This is a genomic window from Kineococcus sp. R86509, from assembly GCF_042466365.1.
Lineage (GTDB): Bacteria > Actinomycetota > Actinomycetes > Actinomycetales > Kineococcaceae > Kineococcus.
Genome location: NZ_JAXHCE010000001.1, coordinates 1275288 through 1297999 on the forward strand (window position 1 = coordinate 1275288; position 22712 = coordinate 1297999).

Genomic DNA, 22712 nt, shown 5'->3' on the forward strand with positions numbered 1-22712 from the left:
CCTGCACTTACTCTGTGCTCGTGAATGAACAGGTTCAGTCACTGGTCGCGGTCCGGGCGGACGAGCTGGCGTGGAACGAGGTCGACGACCAGATCGTCGTCCTCGACACCGCCACCTCCACCTACCACGCGGTGTCCGGAGCCGGGGTCACGCTGTGGCCGCTCCTGGTCGAAGGCACCACGCGGGCGGACCTGCTGGTCCGGCTGACCGACACCTTCGACGTCCCCGCCGAGCGCGCAGAGGCCGACCTCGAGGCCTTCCTGGACTCCTGCGCCCCGCTGCTGCGGACGACCTGACGTGCACCCCACCCGTCGGGCGCTGCGTCGCACCGGGCGCCGGGTCGGCCGGCGGCTGCGCCTGGCCCGCGGCGGGGGGCTGAGCGCGGCGTGGTGGGCCGACCGCTCGCTGCGCACGGTGCGCAGGGTGCTGCCCGAGGACGGGTTGCGGACCCGGGTCGTCCCCCCGAGGGATCTGCCTCCCCAGGCCCTGGCCGCCGTCGAGGCCGTGCTGAGCCGGCGCGGGGCGACCTGCCTGCAGCGCTGCCTCGTCGTGCAGGCCTGGTTGACGGCCCACGGTGAGCACCACGAGATCGTCGTCGCCGCCTCGGTGGCGGACGGCTTCGCGGCGCACGCCTGGCTGGACGGGCACGACGAGGACGAGAGCGCGACCTACCGCGAGCTGACGAGGGTCCCGGCCCTGCGGTGACCTCGGCCCTCCCGCACGACCCGCTGCTGCGGCTGACCCCGCTGGAGAGCACCTGGGGCATGCCCCTCGGGCCGCAGCCCGGGGTCGAGCCCCTGACCCTGCTCCCCCGGACGCCGTCGCGGGGTCCGTCACCGCTGCGCACCGCGGTGGAGACCGTCGTGCTGCCCGCGCTGCAGCGCGCTCCGTGCGTCGTGAGCTTCTCCGGCGGCCGCGACTCCTCCACCGTGCTCGCGGTGGCGACCTCGGTCGCCCGGCGGGAGGGGCTGGCCGACCCGGTCCCCTACTCCCACCGCTTCCCGGCCGTCGCGGACTCCCACGAGGACGACTGGCAGGAACTCGTCGTGCGCCACCTCGGCCTGGAGGAGTGGCAGCGCCCGACGTGGACCGACGAGCTCGACGTCCTGGGCCCGCACGCGCGCACCGTCCTGCGGCGCGACGGGGTGCTGTCCCCGTTCAACGGTCACCTGCACGAACCGGTCTTCGCTGCGGCCCGCGGGGGGTCGGTGCTCACCGGGATCGGCGGCGACGAGCTCTTCTCGCAGGTCTCGCGCTACCCCGTCGTGCGGGTCGCGGCCCGTCGTGCGCCGATGCGGTGGCGTTCGCTGCCGAACCTCGGGTTCTCGGCCGCGGCGCCGAGGTCGTGGCGGGCCCGGCGCGGTGGCCGCCACCTCGACCTCGACTACGACTGGCTGCGCCCGGGCACCGCGCGGGAACTGCGGCGGGCCAACGCCCTCGACGCCGCGGCGCAGCCGCTGCGCTGGGACGTCGCCGCCGCGACGTGGACGTGGCCCGGGCGGGTCCTGCAACTCCCCCGCCGGGCCAAGCAGCGGATGGCGCAGGCCCACGACGTCGTCGTCGAGCACCCCTTCGCGGCGGCTCCGGTGCTGGTCGCGGCCGCGGCGACCTGGGGCTGGTCCGGCCCCCGCGGTCGCAGCGGGGAACTGCTCGAGCACTTCGGCGACCTGCTGCCGCGGGAACTCCTCACCCGTGAGACGAAGGCCGGGTTCAACGGGGCGTTCTGGGCCGGACCGGCGGCGGAGTTCGCCCGCGGCTGGACCGGGAGCGGGGTCGACACCGACCTCGTCGACCCGCAGGCGCTGCACGCGCAGTGGAGCTCACCGGCCCCGGACCTGCACACCCTCACCCTGCTGCAGCAGGCGTGGCTCGCCGTGCACCCCACCGGCTGAGCTCGCGCCCGAGGGTGTGCGCCGCCCGGTCGACCTCGGCGAAGCGCTGCGGACGCTGGAACCGCACCGTCGGCAGGGCCAGCAGCCGCAGCATCCCGCGCTGGTCGGCGGGCGGGAGCTTCAGCGCCAGACCTTCCAGCAGGGCCGGCCACCGCTGGTCGAGGGGGACCTCGGTGACGGCGAGGTGGTCGCCCCAGGCCAGGTGGACGAGGCCCGCCAGCTCCAGGTCGTGGTCGAGGCGGTCGTCCCGGCCGCTGCCGGGCAGTTCCACCCGCCAGCGCCGGCGACGGCCCACGACGCCGATGTCCTCGCCGACCCCGTAGTGCTCGGCGGTGGGACGGCGCAGGTCGATGCAGCGCGGCCCGGGCAGCACCCGGGCGCCGTCGAGGACCAGGACGTCGTCGGTCACCAGGGGGTAGCCGGCACCCACCAGGGAGTACATCGCGGTGCTCTTGCCGGCCCCGCGCTCCCCCAGCACCGCCCAGACCCGTCCGTCGACGACGACCGCACCGGCGTGCAGGGCGATCCGGCCCGTCCAGTGGGCGACGGTGACGGCGGTGGAGGCCAGGTGGGGGTGCACGACCTCGAGGTCGGTGGGCAGGGTGCTCGCCCGGAACGTCGTCGTCGCGGACGCGCGGTCGATCTCGACGTCACCGCCGTCCATCCCCAGCACGGCCCGCCGGGAGTCCACCGCGGTCTCCACGGGGGTCCGCCCCTCGACCCGGGTGCGCTCGATGCGCCAGAGGGTCTCGTCGCCACGGGCGGGGTGCAGCAGGTGCGTGGCCCCGCGCAGGTCGGGCAGGGCGAGTCCGTAGGCGACGGGTGCCCCGGAGGTGGTGGTCATGGGAGAAGACAAGCAGCCCGTTCCCGCACGTGCCGCACCACCCGGGAAGATCCCTACTCTCCGTTGAGATGATCTTGACGAAGAGTGCCCAAGGATGCCCCAGGTGCAGTAACGTCCGATGGACCGAGTGTCACGTTTCGGACGCACCGCCACCACGTACCGCTGGACCGCGATGCCTCAGGAGGCAACCATGGCCGAGCACTACACCGCTCCGCGCCTCACGACGCTGGGATCGCTCGCCGAGCTGACCCTGCGGAACAAGAAGTTCGGCACGCGCAGCGACGGCGACTTCCTCTGCGAGGACGACGGCAGCACCGCCACGCTGTACACCGTTTCCTGACGCCCCGCTCCTGAGGAGGACCCCGTGACCCAGCCCTACCAGGCCCCCACCCTGACCACCCTCGGCTCGCTCGCCGACCTGACGCTCTCGGGCAAGCAGTACGGGCAGAAGAGCGACGGCGACTTCCTGGCCGGCAAGGGCCTCTACTCCGTCTCCTCCTGCGACTGCTCGATCCCGAGCTGAGCACCGACGCTCCGCGCAGCACCAGGGGTCCCCACCGCGTCCGCGCGGCGGGGACCTTCGTGCGTGACCGCCTGCGCGCCATCGCCGCCGACCCGACCGGGGTCGAGACCGAGGTGCTCGCCGAGGTGGTGCACCACCACCGGATCGGGCCCTCCCTGGACCACCTGCTCAAGCACGCCGACGACGCCGCCGCCGTCGCGCACCTGCGCGCCGCGACCCGGCCGAGCGTGTTCGCCCAGGCCGGACGCCAGCTCCCGGTCCAGCTCGACCTGAAGCTCGTCGCCGAGGCCCTCGCCGGCTTCCCCTGGGCCGTGCTGAAGGGCCCCGCGGTCGCGGCGACCGTCCACGCCGGCGCACCGCGGGAGTTCCACGACCTCGACGTCCTCGTCTCCCCCGCCGCCTTCGGCGACGCCCTGCGCGCGCTGGAGTCGGTCGGCGCCCGCGCGATGGACCCCGACTGGGCCGGCATCCGCGCCGCCCGGGCCGGCGAGATCGCCGTCGCCCTGCCGCACGGCACCTTCCTCGACCTGCACTGGCACCTGGTGAACCGCCCCTCCCGTCGCCGGCGCTTCACCGTCGACGTCGACGCGATGCTCGAGCGCACCCGCGACGTCACCCTGCTCGGCACCCGGGCCCCCGTGCTCGACGCGACGGACCAGCTGCACCACCTCGCGCTGCACGCCTGCCTGTCCGGGGCGTGGCGGCTGCTGTGGTCCTACGACCTGCGCCTGGCGAGCTCCGGGGCCGACTGGGAGCGACTCCGCGAGACCACCGCAGCGGCGGGTACCGGGCTCGCGGTCGCCCTCGCGCTGGGGAGAGCGCGGCAGGTGCTGGACGCGCCCGTCCCCCGACGGACGTTGCGCGTCCTCTCGGGGTCCTCGCCGTGGCTCGCGCTCGGCGCGGCGGTGACGACGGTGCGCCCCCCGCACGTGGTCGGCGACGCGGCGCGCAACGGGGCGGTCCTCTACCAGAGCACGTCGGGGACGGGCCGGACCAGCGCGACCGTCCTGGTCTCGGAGGCTCGGCGCCGCCTCGCCCGATCGTCCGCTCCCCGGCCCGCCGTTCCGGCGGGACCAGCAGCGCTGAGCGACGTGGTCGTCGCGGAACGCGAGGGCTACCTCCTCGATGTGGTGAACGACACCACTCGTTGAGGTCTTGCAGCAACGCACGGTAAGTTCCGTCGCGCCACACGCTGATGTCTGGTGGTCCGGCAACCGCAGGACCGAACCCGACTCGGCAGGAGGAGACCACGACGTGAGGAAGACGCGTCCGCACACGTTCCGGAGGCTCACCCGGTGAGCGCCACCCCGTCACTGCGCACCAAGGCCGCCCACGGCGTCCTCTGGTCGGCGATCCAGATCTGGACGGTACGGGCCACCACGGCCGGGGCCTTCATCGTCATCGGACGACAGCTGCAGCCGGCGGAGTTCGGTCTCGTGGCGCTGGCGATGTCCGTGATCGGCGTCCTGACCCTGCTCAGCGACTCCGGCCTCGCCACGTTCATCGTCCGGCAGAAGGACCTGGACGAACGCACGCGGAGCACCGCCTTCTGGACGAGCATGGGCATCGCCGTCGTGCTCGCCGCCCTCCTGGCCCTGCTGGCGACCCCCGTGTCGGCGGTCTTCGGCACACCCGCCCTCGCGCCCGTGCTCAGGGTCCTGTCCCTGGGCGTCGTGCTGACCGGGTTGAACAGCGTCCCCACCGCGTTGCTGCGCCGGGAGATGCGGTTCAAGTCCCTCGCCGTGCGCGGAACGATCGCCACCGTGAGCGGCTCCGTCGTCGCGATCGTCCTCGCGCTGATGGGCGCGGGCGTCTGGGCCCTCGTCGCGCAGTCCCTGCTGCGCGGTCTCATCAGCGTCGTCATCATCTGGACCTCGGCCCACTGGTTCCCGAAGCAGCTGCCCCACCCCGCGACGTCGCGCGCGATGCTCTCGTTCGGGACGAAGCTGCTGAGCATCGACCTGCTGATCCAGGCCCGCGACCGGGGTGAGGAGTTCGTCCTCGCGGGCATCTCCGGCGCCACGACGCTGGGCTACTGGTCGGTGGCGACGCGCCTGATGCGCATCATCCAGGAGACCGGTTCCTCGGTGATCAGCTCGGTCACGACGCCGACCTTCGCGAAGCTGCAGGACGACCGCCCGCGGCTCTACCGCGCCTACGAGACGAGCATGACGGCGGCGGGGATGGTCATGTTCCCCGCGATGCTGTTCCTGACCGTCACCAGCACCGAGCTCATCCCCTTCCTCCTCGGGAAGCAGTGGGCCACGACGGCGACGGTCGCGCAGATCACGACGCTGACCGCCGTCCTCGGGGTGTTCAGCTACTTCGACCGTCAGGTCGTCGTGGCGATCAACCGGCTCCGTCCCGAGATCGTCCTGGTCGCCGTCATCGTCGCGACCCACCTCGGACTCACCGCCCTGACCGCCTCGCACGGCCTCGTCGCGGTCGCGCTGGCCCTCTTCGCCCGGACCGCCGTGTTCCTGCCGATCCGTCAGATCGTGCTGCACCGCGTCGCCGGGGTCCCCTACCGCTGCCTGGTCCAGCCGATGCGTGTCCTGCTCGCCGCCCTGATCATGGCCGGGGTCGTGGTGCTGGAGCTGCAGTTCACCGGCGGGCTGCCGACGTGGGCCAGCCTGCTCGTCGCGGCGGTGACGGCCGGCGTCGTCTACCTGGCGGCGCTGCTGCTGGTCGCCCGCCCGGTCGTCCGCGAGTTCGGCGGCGACCTGCGCCGCCTCCGTGGCGGCGGTCGCAAGAACGCCGCGTCCCCGCCCGAACCCGGCGCCGTCGCCAACCCCGCGGGCGACGCCCCGGACGGCGAGACGCTGGAGACCAGCCTCGAGGAGAACTCCCCCGCCGGGGTCGCGGACGTTCGTGACGGGAAGCAGGTGTCGCGTGGCTGATCCCGTGGTGAGCCCGGTGGTGAGCGTGGTCGTGCCCTGCCTGAACGTCGTCGACGTCGTCGACGCGCAGTTGAAGGCGCTGGCCCAGCAGGACCTCGGGGCGCCCTTCGAGGTCCTCCTCGCCGACAACGGCAGCAGCGACGGTCTGCGGGAGCGCGTCCCGGACTGGGCCCGGACCTTCGGGCTGGACCTGCACTGGGTGGACGCCTCCGCCGTCCGCGGGGTGTCCGCGGCCCGCAACGCCGGCCTGCGGGCCGCCCGCGCCGACCTCGTCGCCGTGTGCGACGCCGACGACGAGGTGGTCCCCGGGTGGTTGCGGGCCCTGGTCGCGGCCGCCGTCGACGCGACGGTGGTGGGCGGGGTGAACGAGACCACGCAGGTCAACGACGCGATCCGCACGACCTGGCGACCCGGTCCACCCGCGGGACGGCTCCCGACGAAGCTGGACTTCCTGCCCTACGCCGTCGGCTGCAACCTCGCGGTCCACCGCGACGCGGCCCTCGCCGTCGGCGGCTGGGACGAGACGTACGTGGCCGGCGGCGACGACGTCGACTTCAGCTGGCGGTTGCAGCTCGCGGGGCACGAGCTCGCGCTCGCCCCCGGGGCAGTCGTGCACTACCGCTACCGCACCGACCTGCGGGGCACCGCGCGTCAGTTCCGGCACTACGCCCGCAGCGAAGCCCGGCTGCTGCGCGACTTCCGCGAGCAGGGAGCCCGGCCCAGCCGCCCCTCCCGCTCGGCGCGCGAGGCGAAGTGGCTGGTGCGCCACGCCCACCACCTCGCCCGCGACGAGGCTCAGCGCGGCCGGTGGATCTGCCGCGCCGCGACGCTGCTGGGGCGTCTCGAAGGGGCCCGGACCTACCGCTGCTGGGTCGGCTGAGGCGTTGCGAGCGAGGCCAGGGCGCCCTCGACCCCGTCCCAGTCGGCGGCGAAGGCGCTGGTGGGGTCCTGAGCGGTCCAGGTGTCGTAGAGGGCCCGGATCTTCCCGAACTTGTCGTTGACGACGACGTGCGGGATCTGCAGGAGGGTGCAGAGCACGTGACCGTGCAGCCGGTCGGTGACGACCTGCTCCCCGCGCGAGAGCAGCGCGACCGCCCGGTCGAGGTTGGCCTGCGCGAGGCCGTGCAGCACGCGGCGGTTGACGGTGGCGAGCGCATCCGAGGCGGTGCGCCGCTGCTGGGCGTTGACCCGCTTGCCGAGACGGAGCATCAGGGCCGACCGACTGGTGGCGGGGGCCTGCAACCAGTCGAAGGTCTCGCCCGCCACCGTGTCGAGAGAGGCTTCCTTGTCGGTGCGCGCCTGCACGACCCGCGGCACCACGGCCGCGCGCCGCGGCAACGGCCCCAGCGCGAAGGCGAGGTCGGGCACGAGGTGCACGGGGCAGTCGAAGTCGCGCACGGCGATCTCGTGGCTGCGCCGGTCGCGGACCAGCAGGGTGAAGGCACCGTGCTCGCCGACGGCGCGGCGCAGTTCCTCGCGGTGGGCCTCGTCCACGTACTCGATCGACTGCGGCAGCTGGACGAGGTCGCGGCCCTTGGTCTGCTCCAGGACGCGGATCCGGAGCTTGTGGTGGGTCGGGTAGAGCCCGCCGAAGTTGCCCCCCGCCTGGATCACCATGAGGGAACCGGGGTCCACCAGGTGCGGCCGGAACGAGACCCGGTCCAGGACGCGCACGACCGGCCGCTGCAGGTGCGCCGCGGCGGCCTCGAGACCGAGGTGCAACGCGGCGTCCCCGCAGTTGAAGTGCATGGGGTAGTCCAACGCCGTCCAGCGCGGCGCGTCGGGCAGCACCTCGCGCAGGGTGGAGAGCAACTGCTCCCGCAGGCCGTTGACGTGGGTGGCCGCGTCGGCGGTCATCGCGTTCCTCCGGAGAACTGGTCGGTGGTCTGCTCGGCCCGGTGGCGCAGCCGTTCGTAGAACTCCACGTGCGCCGCCGCGACGGCCGGCCACTCGTGGGCGGAGAGGTCCGGCGCCCCCGCACGGGACAGCCGCCGCAGGGCGTCCTCGAGCACGGCCGTGGTCAGCTCGCCGTCGAACGTCGTCAGCCATCCCGGTCCCACCTGCTCGGCGAGCTCGGTGAAGACGGGCGTGCGGGGGGCGAGGACGGGACGACCGGCGCTGAGGCAGAGCAGCACGGACCCGGAGTTGAACACGGCCCGGAAGGGCAGCACGGCGAGGTCGCAGGCGGCGAGGACGGCGTCGACCCGCTCCTGCGGCAACCGCTCGAGCAGCAACGTGATCCGCGGGTCGAGCGCGGCGACCGCCTCCAGCCGCGACCGCAGCGCCGCGTTGTCGCACCCCCCGCCGACGACGAGGCGCAGGTCCTCGTCCGTGCTCGCGGTGACGGCGTCGACGAGGTCCTCGACCCCCTTGTACGGCTTGATGCGGCCGACCAGTCCCAGGATCCTGGCTTCCTGCGGCAGCCCCAGCCCGGAGCGGGACGCCGAGCGGTCCGGGTGTCCGATGACGCCGGCGTAGGTGCCGTGCGCCACGACGGCCCGGGGTTTGCCGCGCAGCGCCGGGAACGCGACCTCGGTGGGCTCGATCCCGCTGCGCGACAGCGAGATCCACCCGTCGACGAGTCGGGGGAAGACCTGCCACAGGAGTCGCTGCAGAGCCGGCCGCCGACCGTCGTGGGCCCGCAGGTTGTGGACCGTCCAGACGACCGGGACACCGTGGCGACGGGCGCTCACCAGGGCCGCGAAGAGGTTCTTGAGCCGCCGCAGCGTCCACTGCAGCTTCGCCGCGTTCAGGGGCATCTCGGGCCAGTGCACGTGCACGACGGAGGTGTCGTCGAACTCCCGGGTGCCCAGTTCCACCACCTCGACACCCTCGGAGCGCAAGCCCGCGACGAGCATCGACAGGTAGGGGTTCACCATGTCGCGGTCGGGGGCGGGGTGGAGGTGGACCAGCAGCCGCGGGGTCACGGAGTTCCCTTCCCGGCCCGGGACGCGAGCACCCCGAGGACGACCATGAACACCAGCGTGGGCTGCTGGAACGAGGTGAGGTCGCTGGTCAGCGAGCCCATGAGCACCACCGCGAGGACGGCGAGCAGCGCACGGTTCAGGCTGCGGTGCGCGGGGTCGGAGCCGATGAGGCTGCGGTCCCAGGCGACGCCCGCAGCCAGCAGGAACAGCGCGGCGAACACCAGGGTCCCGACCGCACCCCCACCGATGATCGTGTTCAGCCAGGTGTTGTCGAGGTAGTTCCCGCCGGTGTCCGGGCGGTAGACGCCCATGCCCAGACCGAGCGCCGGGTTCGCCCGGAACAGCTGCTCGACCACGACGTAGTCGTCGAGGCGGCCCGTGACGGAGTTGTCCTCCTGGGCGGTCGTGAAGATCTCCACCAGCGACTGCACGAGGGCCGGCGCGAGCACGAAGAAACCGACCACGGCCGCGGCCCCGACCAGCGCGGCGACGAACTTCTGCACCGCGGGCCAGATCGAGACCGCCACGACGAGGGCGATGACGACCCCGAGGACGGCGGTGCGCGAGACGGCCAGCGGCACCCCGACGACGAGCAGGACCGAGGCCACCGCGGACCAGCCGCGGGCGGTGCGGGTCAGCGCGTAGCGGGCGTAGTGCAGGGCCAGCGGCAGGGCCGCGGTGGTGGCCAGCGAGAACTCGATGGGATGCTCGCTGGTCCCCCGGGCCCGGGTGAAGTCCAGTCGGCTCAGCTCCCGCAGGGTCGCGGTGTTCTCGACGAGTCCGCTCATCCGCGCGATCGAGGCCCAGCCGGGGATCAGCCCGGCCATCCCGGCGAGCGCGACGAGGACGGAGAACGTGGCCCCGACGACGATCCAGCCGAGGATGCGGTCCATGTCGGCGCGGTCGCGCACGAGCATCCAGACGTAGAGCGCGACCCCGGCGGCCCCGAGCACCGCGATGAGCGAGCGCAGCGCACCGGCGGACTGCCCCGCGTCCAGCGGGTGCATCACGGCGACGCCGTAGCTCCACGTCGCCGCGCCGAGGTAGAGCGCGATCGCGCCCCCGACCACGGACCAGCGCGGGGCGTCGTCGTCGCTGCGCCGACGCGAGGCGGCCACGAAGGTCAGGACCGCCAGCGCCAGGCAGACCAGCGAGAAGATGCGTGCGGGGCTGCCGTTGGAGCGCAGCGGCCCGGGGACGACGAAGTTGCCCGGGACGAGGAACGCGAAGGCGATCACGGCGACCGGCAGCCACGACACGCGCACCGGCCGGGGCCGGTGGGGGACGTGCCGCGTAGGGTCCGCGATGGTGCGGGCGACCGAGCGCCCGATCGTGGCCAGGCTCACGCGGGGATCAGGGACGGGGGCCGGCGGAGCTCGCGCGTTCGCGCGACTCACGGCTGGACCCGTTCGACTCACGCACGTCGATGCGAGGTTCCTCGCCCGTGCTCCCGACCGCCGCGGGGTCCTCCGTGCTCAGCGGCGCGCCGTCGACGACCGCGGTCCCAGGGGTGGAACTGCGCCCCGCCGCCCGGTCACGGCGGCGACGGATCGCCCCGACGATCCCGGAGAGGATCAGGTCGACCAGCACGATGGCGACGATCCCGGCGACGAGACCGCCCAGGCCGACGGCGCCGACGGCGCGGGCCCGGTCGGGGTAGCTCTCGACCGGCCCGTTGACCGGGGTCGACTGGATGACGATGAAGAGCGCGTTGTCCGGCGCCTGGACGGCGTGCTGGACGTCGAGCAGGTTCTGCGCCGCGGCACCCAGGGCCGCCTGCAGGACCGCTCCGCCCTGGTCGGGGGTCGCGGTGACCGCGGTGACGGTGAAGAAGGTCTTGCTGCCCGAGGTGCTCGAGGCCTCCGCCGCGCTGAACTGCGCGTCGGGGAAGGGGGCCATGAACCCGGCCTGCAGGCTGTCGGTGTTCAGCGACGTCGAGATGGTCTGGGCCAGCGTCGTGGCGCCACCGGAGAGCGAGAACGGGTTGCTGGGGCCGGGCTGCGTCCCCTGCGGGAGCTCGGGCTTCGGCGTGGAGAGCGCGACGCTCGGCGTCACCAGGAACGTCGTGGACGTCTGGTACTCCGGCTCGGCCTGGTTCCAGGCGCCACGGGCGAAGTACACGACGACCGCGAGCACCACGATGGTCAGGTACCAGCGGTGCAGCAGCACCCTGGACAGCGATCCGATGGTCACAGGCGGTCTCCTCGGCCTCTCGAGCACACAGGTCCGGTCGGAGGATCGTTCGGCCGGGAAGAGAGCGTCGTTCCGCCGAACGGCTCCTCTGCTGGACGACGCAGAGCATTGCACAATCACCTGTCCGTAGCGAACATCCCCAGTGACTGGGCCGATCGGGCGGCCTCGGCGCCGTGGTTTGATGACGAGGTCCGCGCTCGAGAGGTGACCGTGTTCCCGCTCCCCCCGTCCCGTCCCCTGCGACTCCTCGGACCGGTGCTGGCCACGCTGGCCCTGGCCCTGACCGCCTGCTCCGGCGGCGCCTCCACGGACCGGTCGTCGACCTCGGAGGACCGCAACGCCGCCCAGCGCGAGCGCCTCACCCAGCAGGCCCGTGGGCTCGGCATCCCCGACGGCTACCCCGGGCCGCAGAACACCGGTGTCCCGCTGGGCACGGCGCTCACGGACTCGGGACCGGTCACGGCGGACCGGGACGGGCAGGTCGTGGAGAACCTGAACATCACCGGCTGCCTCTCCATCAAGGCCAGCGACGTGGTGGTGCGCAACGTGAAGCTGACCTGCGGGGGCAAGCAGCGCGCGATCGTCATCGAGGGCTCGCGCACGGGGATCGTGATCGAGGACTCCGAGATCGACGGTGCCGGGACGAGCGAGGTCGCCATCGGCTGGGGCGGCTACACGCTGCGCCGGGTGAACGTCCACGACGTCCAGGACGGCCCCCGGCTCGGTGGCGGCGTCACGATCGAGGACAGCTGGATCCACGACATGGTCCGCAAGGACGACTTCCACAGCGACGCCCTGCAGGCCAACGGCGGCACCGGGATCGTCGTCCGGCACAACACGTTGATGCCGACCGAGACCTCGACCGGCGACGTGCTGAACTCGGCGATCCAGCTGGGGGCGGAGGCGGACAGCGGCACGCTCTCCGACATCACGATCGAGGACAACTACCTCGACGGCGGCAACTACACGATCAACGTCCGCAGCGACGCCGGGATCTCGGGGATCGTGCTGCGCGACAACGTCTTCGGCACGTCGGCGCGCTACGGACCGCTCATCGCCCCCGAGGACAAGGTGGACGTCGACGACTCCAACAACCTCCGCGGGACGACGACGAAGATCAAGGAAGTCCGGCCCTGATTTCACCCGTTCGTCGTAGCCAGGCGACCCTGAGTGGCCTGACTGCTACGGTGCGCGCGTGAGCGATCGGGTGGGTTCCGCCGGCAGCGTCGTCATCCCGGCGCACGACGAGTCCGCGGTCATCGACCGCTGCCTGCAGCGCCTCGACCTCGCCCGCGGCGACCTCGAGGTGGTCGTCGTCGCCAACGCCTGCACGGACGACACCGCCGAACGCGCCCGCGCCCACGGCGTGACCGTCGTCGAGACCGACGTGCCCGGCAAGGCCAACGCCCTCGACCTCGGGGACGCGGCGGCCACGACCTTCCCCCGCGCCTACCTCGACGCCGACATCACCCTCGACGCCGACGACCTGCGCCGCGTGCTCGACGTGGTCCGCGACGGCCCGGCCCTGGCGGCCGCCCCGCGCCTGCACGTCGACGTCACCCACTCCTCCTGGGTGGTGCGCGCGTACTACAAGGTGTGGACCGCGCTCCCCTACGTCACCGACGACCTCATCGGCTCCGGGGTCTACGTGCTGTCCGCGGCGGGACGCGCGCGCTTCGGCCGCTTCCCGGCCGCGACGGGCGACGACACCTTCGTCCGGTCCCTCTTCACCCCCGGCGAGCGGGTCGGGGTCGCGGGGACGCGGTTCACCGTCCACCCGCCGCGCACGCTCGAGGCCCTGCTGGCGATCAAGACCCGGGCCCGCTTCAGCGTCGCCGAGCACGCCCAGACCTCCTCGAGCGGGTCGCAGGCCGCCCCGGCCTCGGCCGGTCGGCGCCTGCTCACCTCCCCCGCGGTGTGGCCGGCGGTCCCGGTCTACGCGGCGGTGGGGCTGCTGACCCGGCTCCGCGCCCGCCGGCGGCTCGCCGCCGGCACGGACGTCGCCTGGGACCGCGACACGACCTCCCGACCCACGCCCACCGCCTGACCTGGAGGCCCCTCGTGCCCACCCCACCCGGACGCTCCCTCAACAAGCTGCGCTGGCTGCGCCAAGGCCTCGTGGGGACGAAGCGCTTCGTCTTCACCCGCGTGTGGGGCATGGACATCCACCCCACCGCGACGTTCAGCCTCTCTGCGAAGTTCGACAAGACCTTCCCCCGGGGCATCCACGTCGGGGAACGCAGCTACGTGGCCCTCGAGGCCATCGTCCTGGCCCACGACATGACGCGGGCGAAGAAGACGCACACCCGGATCGGACGGAACTGCTTCGTCGGGGCCGGCGCGATCGTGCTGCCGGGGGTCACGATCGGCGACGGGTCCATCGTCGCGGCCGGTGCCGTGGTGACCAAGGACGTCCCGCCCCACTCGATCGTGGCGGGGTCCCCGGCGAAGGTGATCCGCAGCGACATCACCGTCGGTCCGTACGGACGGCTCCAGAAGGAGCAACCCGCACCGGCTTCGTGAGCGGTGGGTGACGTCTGCGCCCGGCTGGACGCAACGGCTCACGGAGGGTGACGCGAACCGGCCTCCGGCGACCCGTTCGCGTCACCCGCTGAGGGGATGGCGGTGGCGTGCTCCGCGACCCGATGCCTTGAAGGACAACGTTCTTCGAGACACCACCCCAGCGGAGGCACCACGTGCTCACCACCCGACGTACCTGGCGCAGCGCCCTGGCCGTGCTCGGCACCGCCGCGGTCATCGCCTCGACCCCCGCGCCGGCCCTGGCGGCGAGCTCCTCGCCGTGGATCGCCTACAACGGCACCTCCGTGAACAACGCCCGCGTCCCCGCGAGCACGGTCGACATGACCACCCGCTCCCCCAAGGCCTTCGACACCGTGACCTACGTGGTCTCCGGCAAGGTCGTCAGCGCCGCCGCGAAGGCCGCGCAGCTGGCCGACGGCGACTGGGCCGCCACCACCTCCGTCGACCTGTCCGGTTTCGCCGGCCGGATCAGCCTCACCGCGAAGATGGTGAGCGGGAAGAGCAGCAGCAGCGTCGCGAAGTCGCTCCGCGTGGTCGACCCCTCCACCAACCTCGGTTCCGGCAGCGGCGCCACCGTCGACCGCCCGACCCGCACCGCCCGCGCCCAGTACGGCGACGGCCGTCCCAACGCCTTCACCACCGGCCTGCGCGGCGGCGCTCCCGCCCGCAGCCAGACCGGCGACCTGACCATCACGGCCGACGGCACCGTGATCGACGGCGTCCTGATCAACGGCTGCCTCGTCGTGAAGGCCAGCAACGTCACCATCCGCAACAGCAAGATCGTCTGCAACCGCAAGGGCCGCCAGCTGGCGATCAACGTCGCCGACGGCGCGAAGAACCTCGTCATCGAGGACTCCGAGATCGACGCGACCGGCACCGACGTCGGCATCGGCTGGGGCAACTACACCCTGCGCCGGGTGAACCTCCACGGCTCGGCCGACGGCGCCCGCTGGGGCACCAACGTCACCATCGAGGACTCCTGGATCCACGACATGTCCCGCGAGGACAGCCTGCACTCCGACGCGATGCAGACCACCTCGGGCGCCAACGTCGTCATCCGGCACAACACCCTCGACCCGTCCAACAACGGCGACCCACTGAACTCCGCCATCATGATCGGCACCGAGACGGGCCAGCAGTCGCTGAAGAACGTCCTCATCGAGAAGAACTTCCTCGGCGGCGGCTCCTACACCGTCAACATCCGCAGCGACGCCAACATCTCCGGTCTCGTCGTCAAGGGCAACACCTTCGACGACAACAGCCGCTACGGGGCGATCGTCGCGCCCACGAACAAGGACATCGTCTTCACGGGCAACGTCCTGGGCTGGACCGGCGCGGCGGTCACGATCGACCCGCGCTGACCCTGCCCGGCGGGGTCAGTACGCCCCGCGCCCGCCGAACACGGCCTTCGCCGTCTTGGCGAGGATCATCAGGTCGAAGGCCGGCGACCAGTTCTCGACGTACTGCAGGTCGAGGCGGGTCGATTCGTCGAGGTCGAGGTCGGAACGCCCCGAGACCTGCCACAGGCCGGTCAGTCCGGGTTTCACCAGCAGCCGACGCCGCAGGTCGTGGCCGTACTCGGCGACCTCGGCGGGCAGGGGCGGCCGCGGCCCGACCAACGACATGCTCCCGCCGAGGACGTTGAACAGCTGGGGCAGCTCGTCGACGGAGTACCGCCGCAGGAACGCCCCGACGCGGGTGACGCGCGGGTCGCGGCGCATCTTGAAGAGCAGCCCGTTGCCCTCGGACTCGGTGCGCAGGTCGATGAGGAGCTTCTCCGCGTCGGTGACCATCGAGCGGAACTTGACCATGGAGAACTCGCGGCCGTCGCGGCCGACGCGGGTCTGGCGGAAGAACACCGGTCCGGGCGAGTCGAGCTTGATCAGCGCAGCCAGCACGAGGAACAGCGGCGTCAGGACGAACAGCCCGGCCGCGGCGCTGCCGCGGTCCAGGACGGTCTTGCCGAGGTGACGGATCCCCCGCAGCTCCGGGCGGTCGACGTGCAGCAGCGGGAGCCCGGAGACGGGGCGGATGACGACCCGGGGCCCCACGACGTCGGTCAGCGCCGGCGCGACGACGAGGTCGGCCCGGGTGTCCTCGAGCTCCCACCCGAGGCGGCGCAGCACCGGGCCGTCGAGCTCGGGACAGGTGAGGGTGGCGACGACGTCGGCGTCCATGGCCCGGGTCACAGGAGCGATGTCGTCGAGCGAGCCGAGCACGGGGACGCCGAGGTCCTGCAGTTCCGGTGACGTCACCCCGCCCGGGGTGCACGCGGCGTCGACGCGCAGGCCGTGGTCGGTCTGGCGACGGACCTGGCGGACGAGGGCGGCGACGGCGGCCGGGTGACCGGCGACGAGCGTCGACTGCATGCACTCCCCCGCCGCGCGGCGCACGTGCAGGAAGTGGCGGACGCCGAGGCGGGCGAGGACGGTGAGGAGGCCGGCGCTGGGCAGGGCCACGACGACGAACCCGCGGGCGACGTCGAGGTCGAAGGCCCAGGACGCCGTCCCGACGAGGGCGACGACGGTCGTCCCCGCCAGCAGGACCCGCTGGAACTCCTCCGACCCGACCGCGAGGAAGCGCGGCTCGTAGGCGCGGAAGAAGAGCATGGCCAGCACCCAGACGGGCGGGAGCAGCGCCATGGTCCAGGCGACGGACATCCCGCTGGCGGTCCCGACGTGCAGATCGACGTCACCGAAGCGGACGGCCCAGCCGAGCAGGGCACCGAGGGCGGCCGCGAGGAGGTCGGCGACGACGATCGTGCGGACGTACTCGCGCTGCCAGACGGGACGACGTCCGTCCCGGGGGCGTGAGGGAACCGGTCGACGCCGGGAGCGCGGCAGGAACGGTTGGCTGACGTCGCCGGACCTGCTCTTCGCGTCAGCTTCGATGAGCCGACGCTGTTGCGTCGGCAGGAGCCGCACTTCCTCAGTCGCCATGACCTCCCCCGTCGTGAGTCCGCTCAGGAACCCCACGACGGTGTGGGACGCCAGTCACCCGAACGGACGCTCCGAACGGCGGAACACCACTACGGACGGATGAGCTGACACCACCCATGGTAGCCGGGGGTCACCCGTTCGCCGCAAGCCCCTCACAGCGGGTGCACGTCTGGGCCGCACGAGCCGCGACCACCCCGGAACGACGAAGGCCCCCACCGGAACCCGGTGGGGGCCTTCGTACCCAAGGGTGGAGCTGAGGGGATTCGAACCCCTGACCCCCTCGTTGCGAACGAGGTGCGCTACCAGCTGCGCCACAGCCCCTTGCCGTTCCCTCGTCGCACCCGGAGTTCCGGACGACGCGGCAACGGAGAAGAGGTTACCAGTCCCGCACCCCGCCTCGGACCACGGGGAGCTACTGGTTGACGACTCTCGCGTGGTCGCGGAGGTCGATGACCCGGGTGACCAGCTCGTCCTCCCACTCCTCCATCGCGACGGCGACCGCGGGCAACGGCGGTGCGACGAAGGGGGCCTTGTCCTTGAGCAGGTACGTCGGCAGCGGCACGGGCACGGGCTGCCAGCTGCGGTCGCCGGCGAGGGGCGACGGCTTCTGCTCCCGCTGGACGGGGACGGTCGGCGCGCTCGGACGCAGGACGGGCAGGACCGCGGTGACCTGCGTGACCTCGCTGACGCGCGAGGGGGCGGACACGGGGCGGGCCGACCTCGCCGCACCGTGGCGGGACAACGCAGCGACGACCAGCAGCAGCCCGAGCGTCGGGAGGGCACCGGAGTACCAGGGCGCCAGGCCGACGAGCACGGTCAGCCAGCCGAGGACGGTGAGACCGACGACGGTGCCGAGCAGCCGACGACGCCGGGTGACCACGGCGGAGACCGTGCGCGACGACGGGGCCGACGGAGCCGCACGGACGAGCGAGGGAGCGGGGCTCGACACCGACACCGACGGCGCCGCGGGGAGGGCCGGGCTCCCGGCCCCCCCGAGGACGGGGCGGCTGGAGGCGCCGAGGACGGCGGCGTTCACCGCGGCGGCCGCGAGGGCCTGGCCCACCGGGGCGGAGTTCCTGCGCACGACGACCCGCATCGCCTGCGAGTCGCGGTCGGCCTGTCTCGCCGACGCGACCCGTCGGTGCTTCCTGATCGCGCCGGGGACGAGGTAGGCAGCCCACAGGACGATGATGACGAGGAAGATGAGACTGCTGGCGGGCACGAAACGCAACGCTAGGGCTCACGACCGGGAAGATCGTGCACGTCCGGGCGTGTCGCGCGGTGGAGTTGCGGTGGACCGTCCCACGGCCCCACGCACGGCCCCGCGCACGGCTCAGTGGCGGGCCCCGCGCGAGGACCGGTAGCGGTTCAGCAGACCCTCCGGCACCTCCTCCGCCGTCATCGCGAACGTCCGGTGGTCGCGCCAGGAACCGTCGATGTGCAGGAACGCCTTGCGCAGTCCCTCGTCGCGCATCCCGAGCTTCTCCGCCACCCGCAGCGACGCCGCGTTCTCGGGCCGGATGTTCACCTCGATCCGGTGCAGCCGAAGGGCTCTGAAGCAGTGGTCCCCGACCAGGGCGAGGGCGATCGGGATGGTTCCGCGCCCCGCGACGCGCTGGTCGATCCAGTACCCGACGTGGGCGGAACGCAGCGACCCCCAGGTGATCCCGGAGACGGTGATCTGACCGACGAGGTTCCCGTCGAGTTCCACGACGAAGGGCAGCATCCGTCCGGCGCGGGCCTCGCGGGAGAAACCCCGGACCATCTGCGGGAACGTCGGCGCCGGCCCGCTGCCCTCGGGGCTCGTGGCCTCCCAGGGCCGCAACCAGGAGGCGTTCGCGGCGCGGACCCGGCGCCACGTCGAGGCGTCACCGCGGCGCAGCGGCCGCAGGCGGACGGCCCCCTCGCGCAGTTCGACGGGCCAGGTCGGGGTCACCGGGACCCGCCGGGAGGGGTGTGGTCCCCACCGTGCAGCTGGTCGACGGCGTGGACGAGGAAACCCTGCAGCACCGCGACACCGTCCTTGCAGCCGCCGGGCGAGCCGGGCAGGTTCACCACGAACGTCCGGCCGGCGACGCCCGCGATCCCCCGCGACAGCACCGAGGTCGGGATCCCGTGGGCCACCCCGTAGGCCCGGATCGCCTCCGGTACACCGGGAACCTCGTAGTCCAGGACACGTCGCGTCCGTTCGGGCGTGAGGTCGAGCGGGCTCAGCCCCGTCCCGCCGTTGGTGACGACGACGTCGTACCCGGCGGCCACCGCGTCCCGCAGCGCCTCCTCGACGGGGTCGCCGTCGGGGACGACGAGCGGCCCGTCGACGAGGAACCCGCTCTCCCGCAACCCTTCGACGACGATCGGGCCGGACCGGTCGGAGTACACCCCGGCCGAGGCGCGGTTGGAGACGGTGACGACGAGCGCCCTGGCCTCAGTCATCGACGCTCCAGTCCCCCGACCGTCCACCGCTCTTGGCGGTGACCCGGACGCCGTCGAGGACGGTCCGCCGGTCGACGGCCTTGACCATGTCCACGAACGTCAGCCCCGCGACGACCACGCAGGTCAGCGCTTCCATCTCGATCCCCGTCCGGTCCGCGGTGCGGACGGCGGCGGTGATCCGCACCCCGTCCGACCGGGGGGTGATGTCGACCTCGACCGCGTGCACGGCAACAGGATGCGCCAACGGGATGAGTTCGGGGGTGCGTTTGGCCGCTTGGAGTCCCGCGATCCGGGCGACGGCCAGGGCGTCGCCCTTGGGCAGACCGCCCTCGGCGATGAGGTCGAGCACGGCCTGCGAGCAGCGGACGAACCCTTCGGCGCGGGCCTCGCGGGCCGTGACGGGTTTGGCGGAGACGTCGACCATGCGCGCGTGCCCCGCGTCGTCGAGGTGGGTGAGACGGTCCATCAGGACATCCTTCCCGGCGCCTCGGGCACTCCGGGCAACGGGCCGAGGAGGACGCACTCGACCTCGTCACCGACCTCGACGACGGAGGTGCCGACCGGGACGACGACGAGGCACGTCGCCCGGGCCAGCCCGGTCACCAGGTGCGAGCCGTGGCCGGAGACGGGCTCGACCACGAAGCGACCCTCGGCGTCGCGGGTCCAGGCCGCGCGCACGTACTGCTCCTTGCCCGGGGGCGAGGTCCAGCGCGCCCCGGCCACGGCCCGCACGTGGGGCCGCTCGTGGTCGGGCCCCTCGGCTCCCAGCATGCGCCGCAACGCAGGACGGACGAACACCTCGAAGGAGACGAAGGAGCTGACCGGGTTGCCGGGCAGGGTGAAGACGGGGACGGCGTTCTCGCCCAGCGTCCCCAGGCCCTGCGGCATCCCGGGCTGCATGCCGACCCGGTCGAAGCGGACGGAGTGCTCCCCGGGGCCGGAGAGCACCTCCTTGACGGTGTCGTAAGCGCCTTCGCTGACCCCGCCGGAGGTGACGATCACGTCGGCGCGCACGAGCTGGTCGTCGAGGACGGAGGCCAGTTCGCGGGCGTCGTCGGAGACGACCCCGACCCGGAAGGCCAGCGCGCCCACCTCCTCGGCCGCCGCGGTCAGCAGGTAGCCGTTGGCGTCGTGCAACTGCCCGCGGGCCAGCGCCGTACCGGGTTCCACGACCTCGGTCCCGGTCGAGACGACCACCACCCGCGGCCGCGGGCGCACGCGCACCCGGGCCCGCCCGAGCGCGGCGAGGACGCCGATGTGGCGGGGTTCCAGCCGCGTCCCGGCCTCCAGGACGAGCGTCCCGGCGACGACGTCCTCGCCGGCGCGACGGATGTGCTGGCCCATCACGGGCACCTGGCGGATCAGCACCTGGCTGACGCCGCGGTCGGTCCACTCCACCGGCACGATCGCCTCGGTGCCCGCGGGGACGGGTGCCCCGGTCATGATCCGGGCGGTCGTCCCGCTCGTCAGGCGCACGGCATCGGCCCGGCCGGCCGCGATGTCGGAGACCACCGGAAGACCCACCGGGGTCTCCTCGGTCGCGCCTGCGACGTCGCGCAGGCGCACGGCGTAGCCGTCCATGCCGGAGTTGTCGAAGGCGGGCAGCGGCCGCGGGCTGACGACGTCCTCGGCCAGCACGCAGCCGAGGGCGTCGCGCAGCGCCAGGTCCAGCGGCGGCAGCGGCCGCACCAGGTCCAGGCACGCCGCCCGGTGCGCCGCGACGGTGGTCAGGGTCTCGACACTCACCTGCGACAGGTTGTCACGCTGAGGTGCTGGCCCCCGCACCCGACGCGACGTACTCGCCGAGCCACTCACGCAGGTCCGCCCCGATGTCCTTGCGCTCGCTCGCCAGCCGGACGACGGCCTTGATGTAGTCGAGCTTGTCGCCGGTGTCGTAGCGACGGCCGCGGAAGACGACCCCGTGCACGCCGTAGCCGGGCCCCTCGCCCTGGGCCAGGACCTGCAGGGCGTCGGTCAGCTGGATCTCGCCGCCCTTGCCGGGCGCGGTCTCGTGCAGCACCGCGAAGACGGCCGGGTCGAGCAGGTAGCGGCCGATGATGGCGAGGTCGCTGGGGGCCTCCTCCGTCTTCGGCTTCTCGACGAGCCCGGACACCTTCACGACGTCCTCGGTCTCGGTCGGTTCGGCGACCGCGCAGCCGTAGAGGTGGATCTGGTCGTGGGGCACCTCCATGAAGGCGACGACGCTGCCGCCGCGCTCCTCACGGACCTTGATCATGATGTCCAGCAACGGGTCCCGGGCGTCGACGATGTCGTCGCCGAGCAGGACCACGAACGGTTCGTCACCCACGTGCTGCTCGGCGACGAGCACGGCGTGGCCCAGGCCCTTCGGGTCGCCCTGGCGCACGTAGTGCACCTGGGCGAGGTCGGTGGACTCCTGCACCCGGGCCAGCTTGGCCTGGTCGCCCTTGGCCTGGAGGCCGACCTCGAGCTCGACGTTGCGGTCGAAGTGGTCCTCCAGGGACCGCTTGTTGCGGCCCGTGATCATCAGCACGTCCGTGAGGCCCGCGCGCACGGCCTCCTCGACGATGTACTGGATGGCCGGGGTGTCGACCACCGGCAGCATCTCCTTGGGCATCGCCTTGGTGGCCGGCAGGAAGCGCGTTCCCTGCCCGGCGGCGGGGATCACGGCCTTGCGTACCGTGCGGCCGGGACGCTCGTCGCGTTCAGTCATGGCCCGGAGGCTACCGCCCGTCCCGGGTCGTGCACTGCCCGCTGCGGAGCTGGGCCGTCAGGGGACGACGCGCGCCGCATTCCCTTCTGGCCCGCGGCGAGGCAAACTCGGAGGGAGGACGCCCCGGCGAAACAATCGTCGCGTCGTCCGTGCGAACCAGGAGCCGCCGTGCCCACCACCCCCGACACCGGCCACGACCTCGTCGTCGACTCGTTGTCCGTCACCGTGGACGTCCTCGAGGTCGAGGCCCGCAAGCGCCGGCTGCGCCGCGGGATCCGGTCACGACGGCGCGAACGGGACGCCGACACCGCCCGGACCGTCGACACCGCGGTCGCCCGCGTCCTCACCGGCTGCCCGCTGCTGGCCGGCGCCCGCCGCATCGCCTGCTACTCCTCGACGACCGGTGAACCCGGGACGAGGACCCTGCTCGCCGAACTGCGCCGCCACGACGTCGAGGTCCTGCTGCCCGTCCTGCTCGAGGACGGTGACCTCGACTGGGAACTGCGCGCGCCGCGTCGCGGAGCCCCCGCTCCGCTGGGCCCGCTCGGCCCGCACGCCGTCGCCTCCGTGGACCTCGTCGTCGTCCCGGCGCTCGCCGTCGACACCGCCGGCCGCCGGCTCGGGCAGGGCGGGGGCAGCTACGACCGGGCGCTGGCGCGGGTGCCGGCGCGGGTGCCGGTGCTGGCCGTCGTGCACGACGACGAACTGCTCGACGCCGCGGTCAGCCCGCTGCCCGTGCTCCCCCACGACCGGCTCGTCCAGGCCGTCGTCACCCCGTCCCGCTGGTTGTGGTTGGCGGCCTGAGACTCCCGGCCCCGGAGCGGTTCG

General features: G+C 73.0%; 25 protein-coding genes and 1 tRNA gene. 13 read left to right on the forward strand and 13 right to left on the reverse strand.

What is annotated here, in order from left to right:
- Positions 1 to 20 precede the first annotated feature (20 nt).
- Genes SJY07_RS05985 through SJY07_RS05995 form a run of 3 tightly spaced genes read left to right on the forward strand, consistent with a single transcriptional unit; the run spans position 21 to position 1892 of the window.
- The gene (locus tag SJY07_RS05985) at positions 21 to 296 is read left to right on the forward strand and encodes a PqqD family protein (protein ID WP_380157703.1); all 276 of its coding nucleotides are present in this window, start codon (positions 21 to 23) and stop codon (positions 294 to 296) included.
- A 1-nt stretch (position 297) separates the two neighbouring features.
- Entirely contained in the window at positions 298 to 705 is a 408-nt protein-coding gene (locus SJY07_RS05990) for a hypothetical protein (protein WP_328295160.1), read from the forward strand.
- Positions 702 to 1892, forward strand: coding sequence for an asparagine synthase-related protein (locus SJY07_RS05995; RefSeq protein ID WP_328295159.1), 1191 nt, complete (start codon positions 702 to 704; stop codon positions 1890 to 1892). The genes SJY07_RS05990 and SJY07_RS05995 overlap by 4 nt, the downstream gene beginning before the upstream one ends.
- On the opposite strand, the gene SJY07_RS06000 is transcribed toward SJY07_RS05995, so the two are convergent.
- Complete coding sequence (locus tag SJY07_RS06000) at positions 1846 to 2736, reverse strand: hypothetical protein (protein WP_380157706.1); 891 nt, start codon at positions 2734 to 2736, stop codon at positions 1846 to 1848. The genes SJY07_RS05995 and SJY07_RS06000 overlap by 47 nt on opposite strands.
- Positions 2737 to 2926: 190 nt before the next feature.
- On the opposite strand from SJY07_RS06000, the gene SJY07_RS06005 reads away from it, so the two are divergent.
- The 5 genes from SJY07_RS06005 (at position 2927) to SJY07_RS06025 (ending at position 7039) form a co-directional block, all read left to right on the forward strand.
- Positions 2927 to 3076: a hypothetical protein gene (locus tag SJY07_RS06005; protein ID WP_328295157.1), complete on the forward strand. Its 150-nt coding sequence runs from the start codon at positions 2927 to 2929 to the stop codon at positions 3074 to 3076.
- A gap of 24 nt (positions 3077 to 3100) precedes the next feature.
- The gene (locus tag SJY07_RS06010; RefSeq protein ID WP_380157708.1) at positions 3101 to 3259 is read left to right on the forward strand and encodes a lasso RiPP family leader peptide-containing protein; all 159 of its coding nucleotides are present in this window, start codon (positions 3101 to 3103) and stop codon (positions 3257 to 3259) included.
- A gap of 59 nt (positions 3260 to 3318) precedes the next feature.
- Positions 3319 to 4410, forward strand: a complete 1092-nt coding sequence (locus tag SJY07_RS06015) for a nucleotidyltransferase family protein (protein WP_380157710.1) — start codon at positions 3319 to 3321, stop codon at positions 4408 to 4410.
- A gap of 144 nt (positions 4411 to 4554) precedes the next feature.
- Positions 4555 to 6159: a lipopolysaccharide biosynthesis protein gene (locus SJY07_RS06020; protein ID WP_380157712.1), complete on the forward strand. Its 1605-nt coding sequence runs from the start codon at positions 4555 to 4557 to the stop codon at positions 6157 to 6159.
- On the forward strand, positions 6152 to 7039 hold the full coding sequence (locus SJY07_RS06025; RefSeq protein ID WP_328295153.1) for a glycosyltransferase: 888 nt from the start codon (positions 6152 to 6154) through the stop codon (positions 7037 to 7039). Before SJY07_RS06020 ends, SJY07_RS06025 begins: the two co-directional genes overlap by 8 nt.
- Here the strand turns inward: SJY07_RS06025 and SJY07_RS06030 are convergent.
- Genes SJY07_RS06030 through SJY07_RS06045 form a run of 4 tightly spaced genes read right to left on the reverse strand, consistent with a single transcriptional unit; the run spans position 7018 to position 11279 of the window.
- Positions 7018 to 8016: a polysaccharide pyruvyl transferase family protein gene (locus tag SJY07_RS06030; protein ID WP_380157714.1), complete on the reverse strand. Its 999-nt coding sequence runs from the start codon at positions 8014 to 8016 to the stop codon at positions 7018 to 7020. The two genes, SJY07_RS06025 and SJY07_RS06030, sit on opposite strands and share 22 nt — an antisense overlap.
- On the reverse strand, positions 8013 to 9086 hold the full coding sequence (locus SJY07_RS06035; protein ID WP_328295151.1) for a glycosyltransferase family 4 protein: 1074 nt from the start codon (positions 9084 to 9086) through the stop codon (positions 8013 to 8015). Before SJY07_RS06035 ends, SJY07_RS06030 begins: the two co-directional genes overlap by 4 nt.
- Positions 9083 to 10432, reverse strand: a complete 1350-nt coding sequence (locus SJY07_RS06040) for an O-antigen ligase family protein (RefSeq protein WP_380157717.1) — start codon at positions 10430 to 10432, stop codon at positions 9083 to 9085. The genes SJY07_RS06035 and SJY07_RS06040 overlap by 4 nt, the downstream gene beginning before the upstream one ends.
- 7 nt (positions 10433 to 10439) lie before the next feature.
- Positions 10440 to 11279 (reverse strand): hypothetical protein, encoded by an 840-nt coding sequence (locus SJY07_RS06045; RefSeq protein WP_328295149.1) that lies wholly within the window; start codon positions 11277 to 11279, stop codon positions 10440 to 10442.
- A gap of 210 nt (positions 11280 to 11489) precedes the next feature.
- Between SJY07_RS06045 and SJY07_RS06050 the strand changes: the two genes are divergently transcribed.
- The 4 genes from SJY07_RS06050 to SJY07_RS06065 all read left to right on the forward strand — a co-directional run bounded on the left by SJY07_RS06050 (position 11490) and on the right by SJY07_RS06065 (position 15181).
- A complete protein-coding gene (locus tag SJY07_RS06050; protein ID WP_380157718.1) occupies positions 11490 to 12416 on the forward strand; it encodes a hypothetical protein in 927 nt (308 codons plus the stop codon).
- Between the two features lie 58 nt (positions 12417 to 12474).
- The gene (locus SJY07_RS06055; RefSeq protein ID WP_380157720.1) at positions 12475 to 13326 is read left to right on the forward strand and encodes a glycosyltransferase; all 852 of its coding nucleotides are present in this window, start codon (positions 12475 to 12477) and stop codon (positions 13324 to 13326) included.
- 14 nt (positions 13327 to 13340) lie between these two features.
- On the forward strand, positions 13341 to 13802 hold the full coding sequence (locus SJY07_RS06060) for an acyltransferase (RefSeq protein WP_380157722.1): 462 nt from the start codon (positions 13341 to 13343) through the stop codon (positions 13800 to 13802).
- A 173-nt stretch (positions 13803 to 13975) separates the two neighbouring features.
- Positions 13976 to 15181 (forward strand): hypothetical protein, encoded by a 1206-nt coding sequence (locus SJY07_RS06065; RefSeq protein WP_380157724.1) that lies wholly within the window; start codon positions 13976 to 13978, stop codon positions 15179 to 15181.
- 15 nt (positions 15182 to 15196) lie between these two features.
- Here SJY07_RS06065 and SJY07_RS06070 read toward each other — a convergent pair whose 3' ends face one another.
- From SJY07_RS06070 to galU, 8 genes are all read right to left on the reverse strand, one after another.
- Positions 15197 to 16759: a sugar transferase gene (locus SJY07_RS06070; protein ID WP_328295144.1), complete on the reverse strand. Its 1563-nt coding sequence runs from the start codon at positions 16757 to 16759 to the stop codon at positions 15197 to 15199.
- 248 nt (positions 16760 to 17007) lie between these two features.
- Positions 17008 to 17080: transfer RNA gene (locus SJY07_RS06075), tRNA-Ala, on the reverse strand.
- 91 nt (positions 17081 to 17171) lie between these two features.
- Positions 17172 to 17981: a hypothetical protein gene (locus tag SJY07_RS06080; protein WP_380157726.1), complete on the reverse strand. Its 810-nt coding sequence runs from the start codon at positions 17979 to 17981 to the stop codon at positions 17172 to 17174.
- A 111-nt stretch (positions 17982 to 18092) separates the two neighbouring features.
- A complete protein-coding gene (locus tag SJY07_RS06085) occupies positions 18093 to 18695 on the reverse strand; it encodes a GNAT family N-acetyltransferase (RefSeq protein WP_380157728.1) in 603 nt (200 codons plus the stop codon).
- The gene (locus tag SJY07_RS06090) at positions 18692 to 19192 is read right to left on the reverse strand and encodes a molybdenum cofactor biosynthesis protein B (RefSeq protein WP_380157730.1); all 501 of its coding nucleotides are present in this window, start codon (positions 19190 to 19192) and stop codon (positions 18692 to 18694) included. Before SJY07_RS06090 ends, SJY07_RS06085 begins: the two co-directional genes overlap by 4 nt.
- Positions 19185 to 19658, reverse strand: a complete 474-nt coding sequence (gene moaC, locus SJY07_RS06095; protein ID WP_328295140.1) for a cyclic pyranopterin monophosphate synthase MoaC — start codon at positions 19656 to 19658, stop codon at positions 19185 to 19187. The genes SJY07_RS06090 and moaC overlap by 8 nt, the downstream gene beginning before the upstream one ends.
- Positions 19658 to 20938: a gephyrin-like molybdotransferase Glp gene (gene glp, locus SJY07_RS06100; RefSeq protein WP_380157732.1), complete on the reverse strand. Its 1281-nt coding sequence runs from the start codon at positions 20936 to 20938 to the stop codon at positions 19658 to 19660. The genes moaC and glp overlap by 1 nt, the downstream gene beginning before the upstream one ends.
- A 13-nt stretch (positions 20939 to 20951) precedes the next feature.
- A complete protein-coding gene (gene galU / locus SJY07_RS06105) occupies positions 20952 to 21884 on the reverse strand; it encodes a UTP--glucose-1-phosphate uridylyltransferase GalU (protein ID WP_380157734.1) in 933 nt (310 codons plus the stop codon).
- Between the two features lie 168 nt (positions 21885 to 22052).
- On the opposite strand from galU, the gene SJY07_RS06110 reads away from it, so the two are divergent.
- Positions 22053 to 22688, forward strand: a complete 636-nt coding sequence (locus SJY07_RS06110) for a 5-formyltetrahydrofolate cyclo-ligase (RefSeq protein ID WP_380157736.1) — start codon at positions 22053 to 22055, stop codon at positions 22686 to 22688.
- Positions 22689 to 22712 lie beyond the last annotated feature (24 nt).

Bases quoted from the DNA above. Each gene is read 5' to 3' on its own strand.
- SJY07_RS06000 (WP_380157706.1), bottom strand. From the start codon at position 2,736: ATGACCACCACCTCCGGGGCACCCGTCGCCTACGGACTCGCCCTGCCC.
- SJY07_RS06005 (WP_328295157.1), top strand. From the start codon at position 2,927: ATGGCCGAGCACTACACCGCTCCGCGCCTCACGACGCTGGGATCGCTC.
- SJY07_RS06030 (WP_380157714.1), bottom strand. From the start codon at position 8,016: ATGACCGCCGACGCGGCCACCCACGTCAACGGCCTGCGGGAGCAGTTG.
- SJY07_RS06070 (WP_328295144.1), bottom strand. From the start codon at position 16,759: ATGGCGACTGAGGAAGTGCGGCTCCTGCCGACGCAACAGCGTCGGCTC.
- SJY07_RS06090 (WP_380157730.1), bottom strand. From the start codon at position 19,192: ATGACTGAGGCCAGGGCGCTCGTCGTCACCGTCTCCAACCGCGCCTCG.
- moaC (WP_328295140.1), bottom strand. From the start codon at position 19,658: ATGGACCGTCTCACCCACCTCGACGACGCGGGGCACGCGCGCATGGTC.
- galU (WP_380157734.1), bottom strand. From the start codon at position 21,884: ATGACTGAACGCGACGAGCGTCCCGGCCGCACGGTACGCAAGGCCGTG.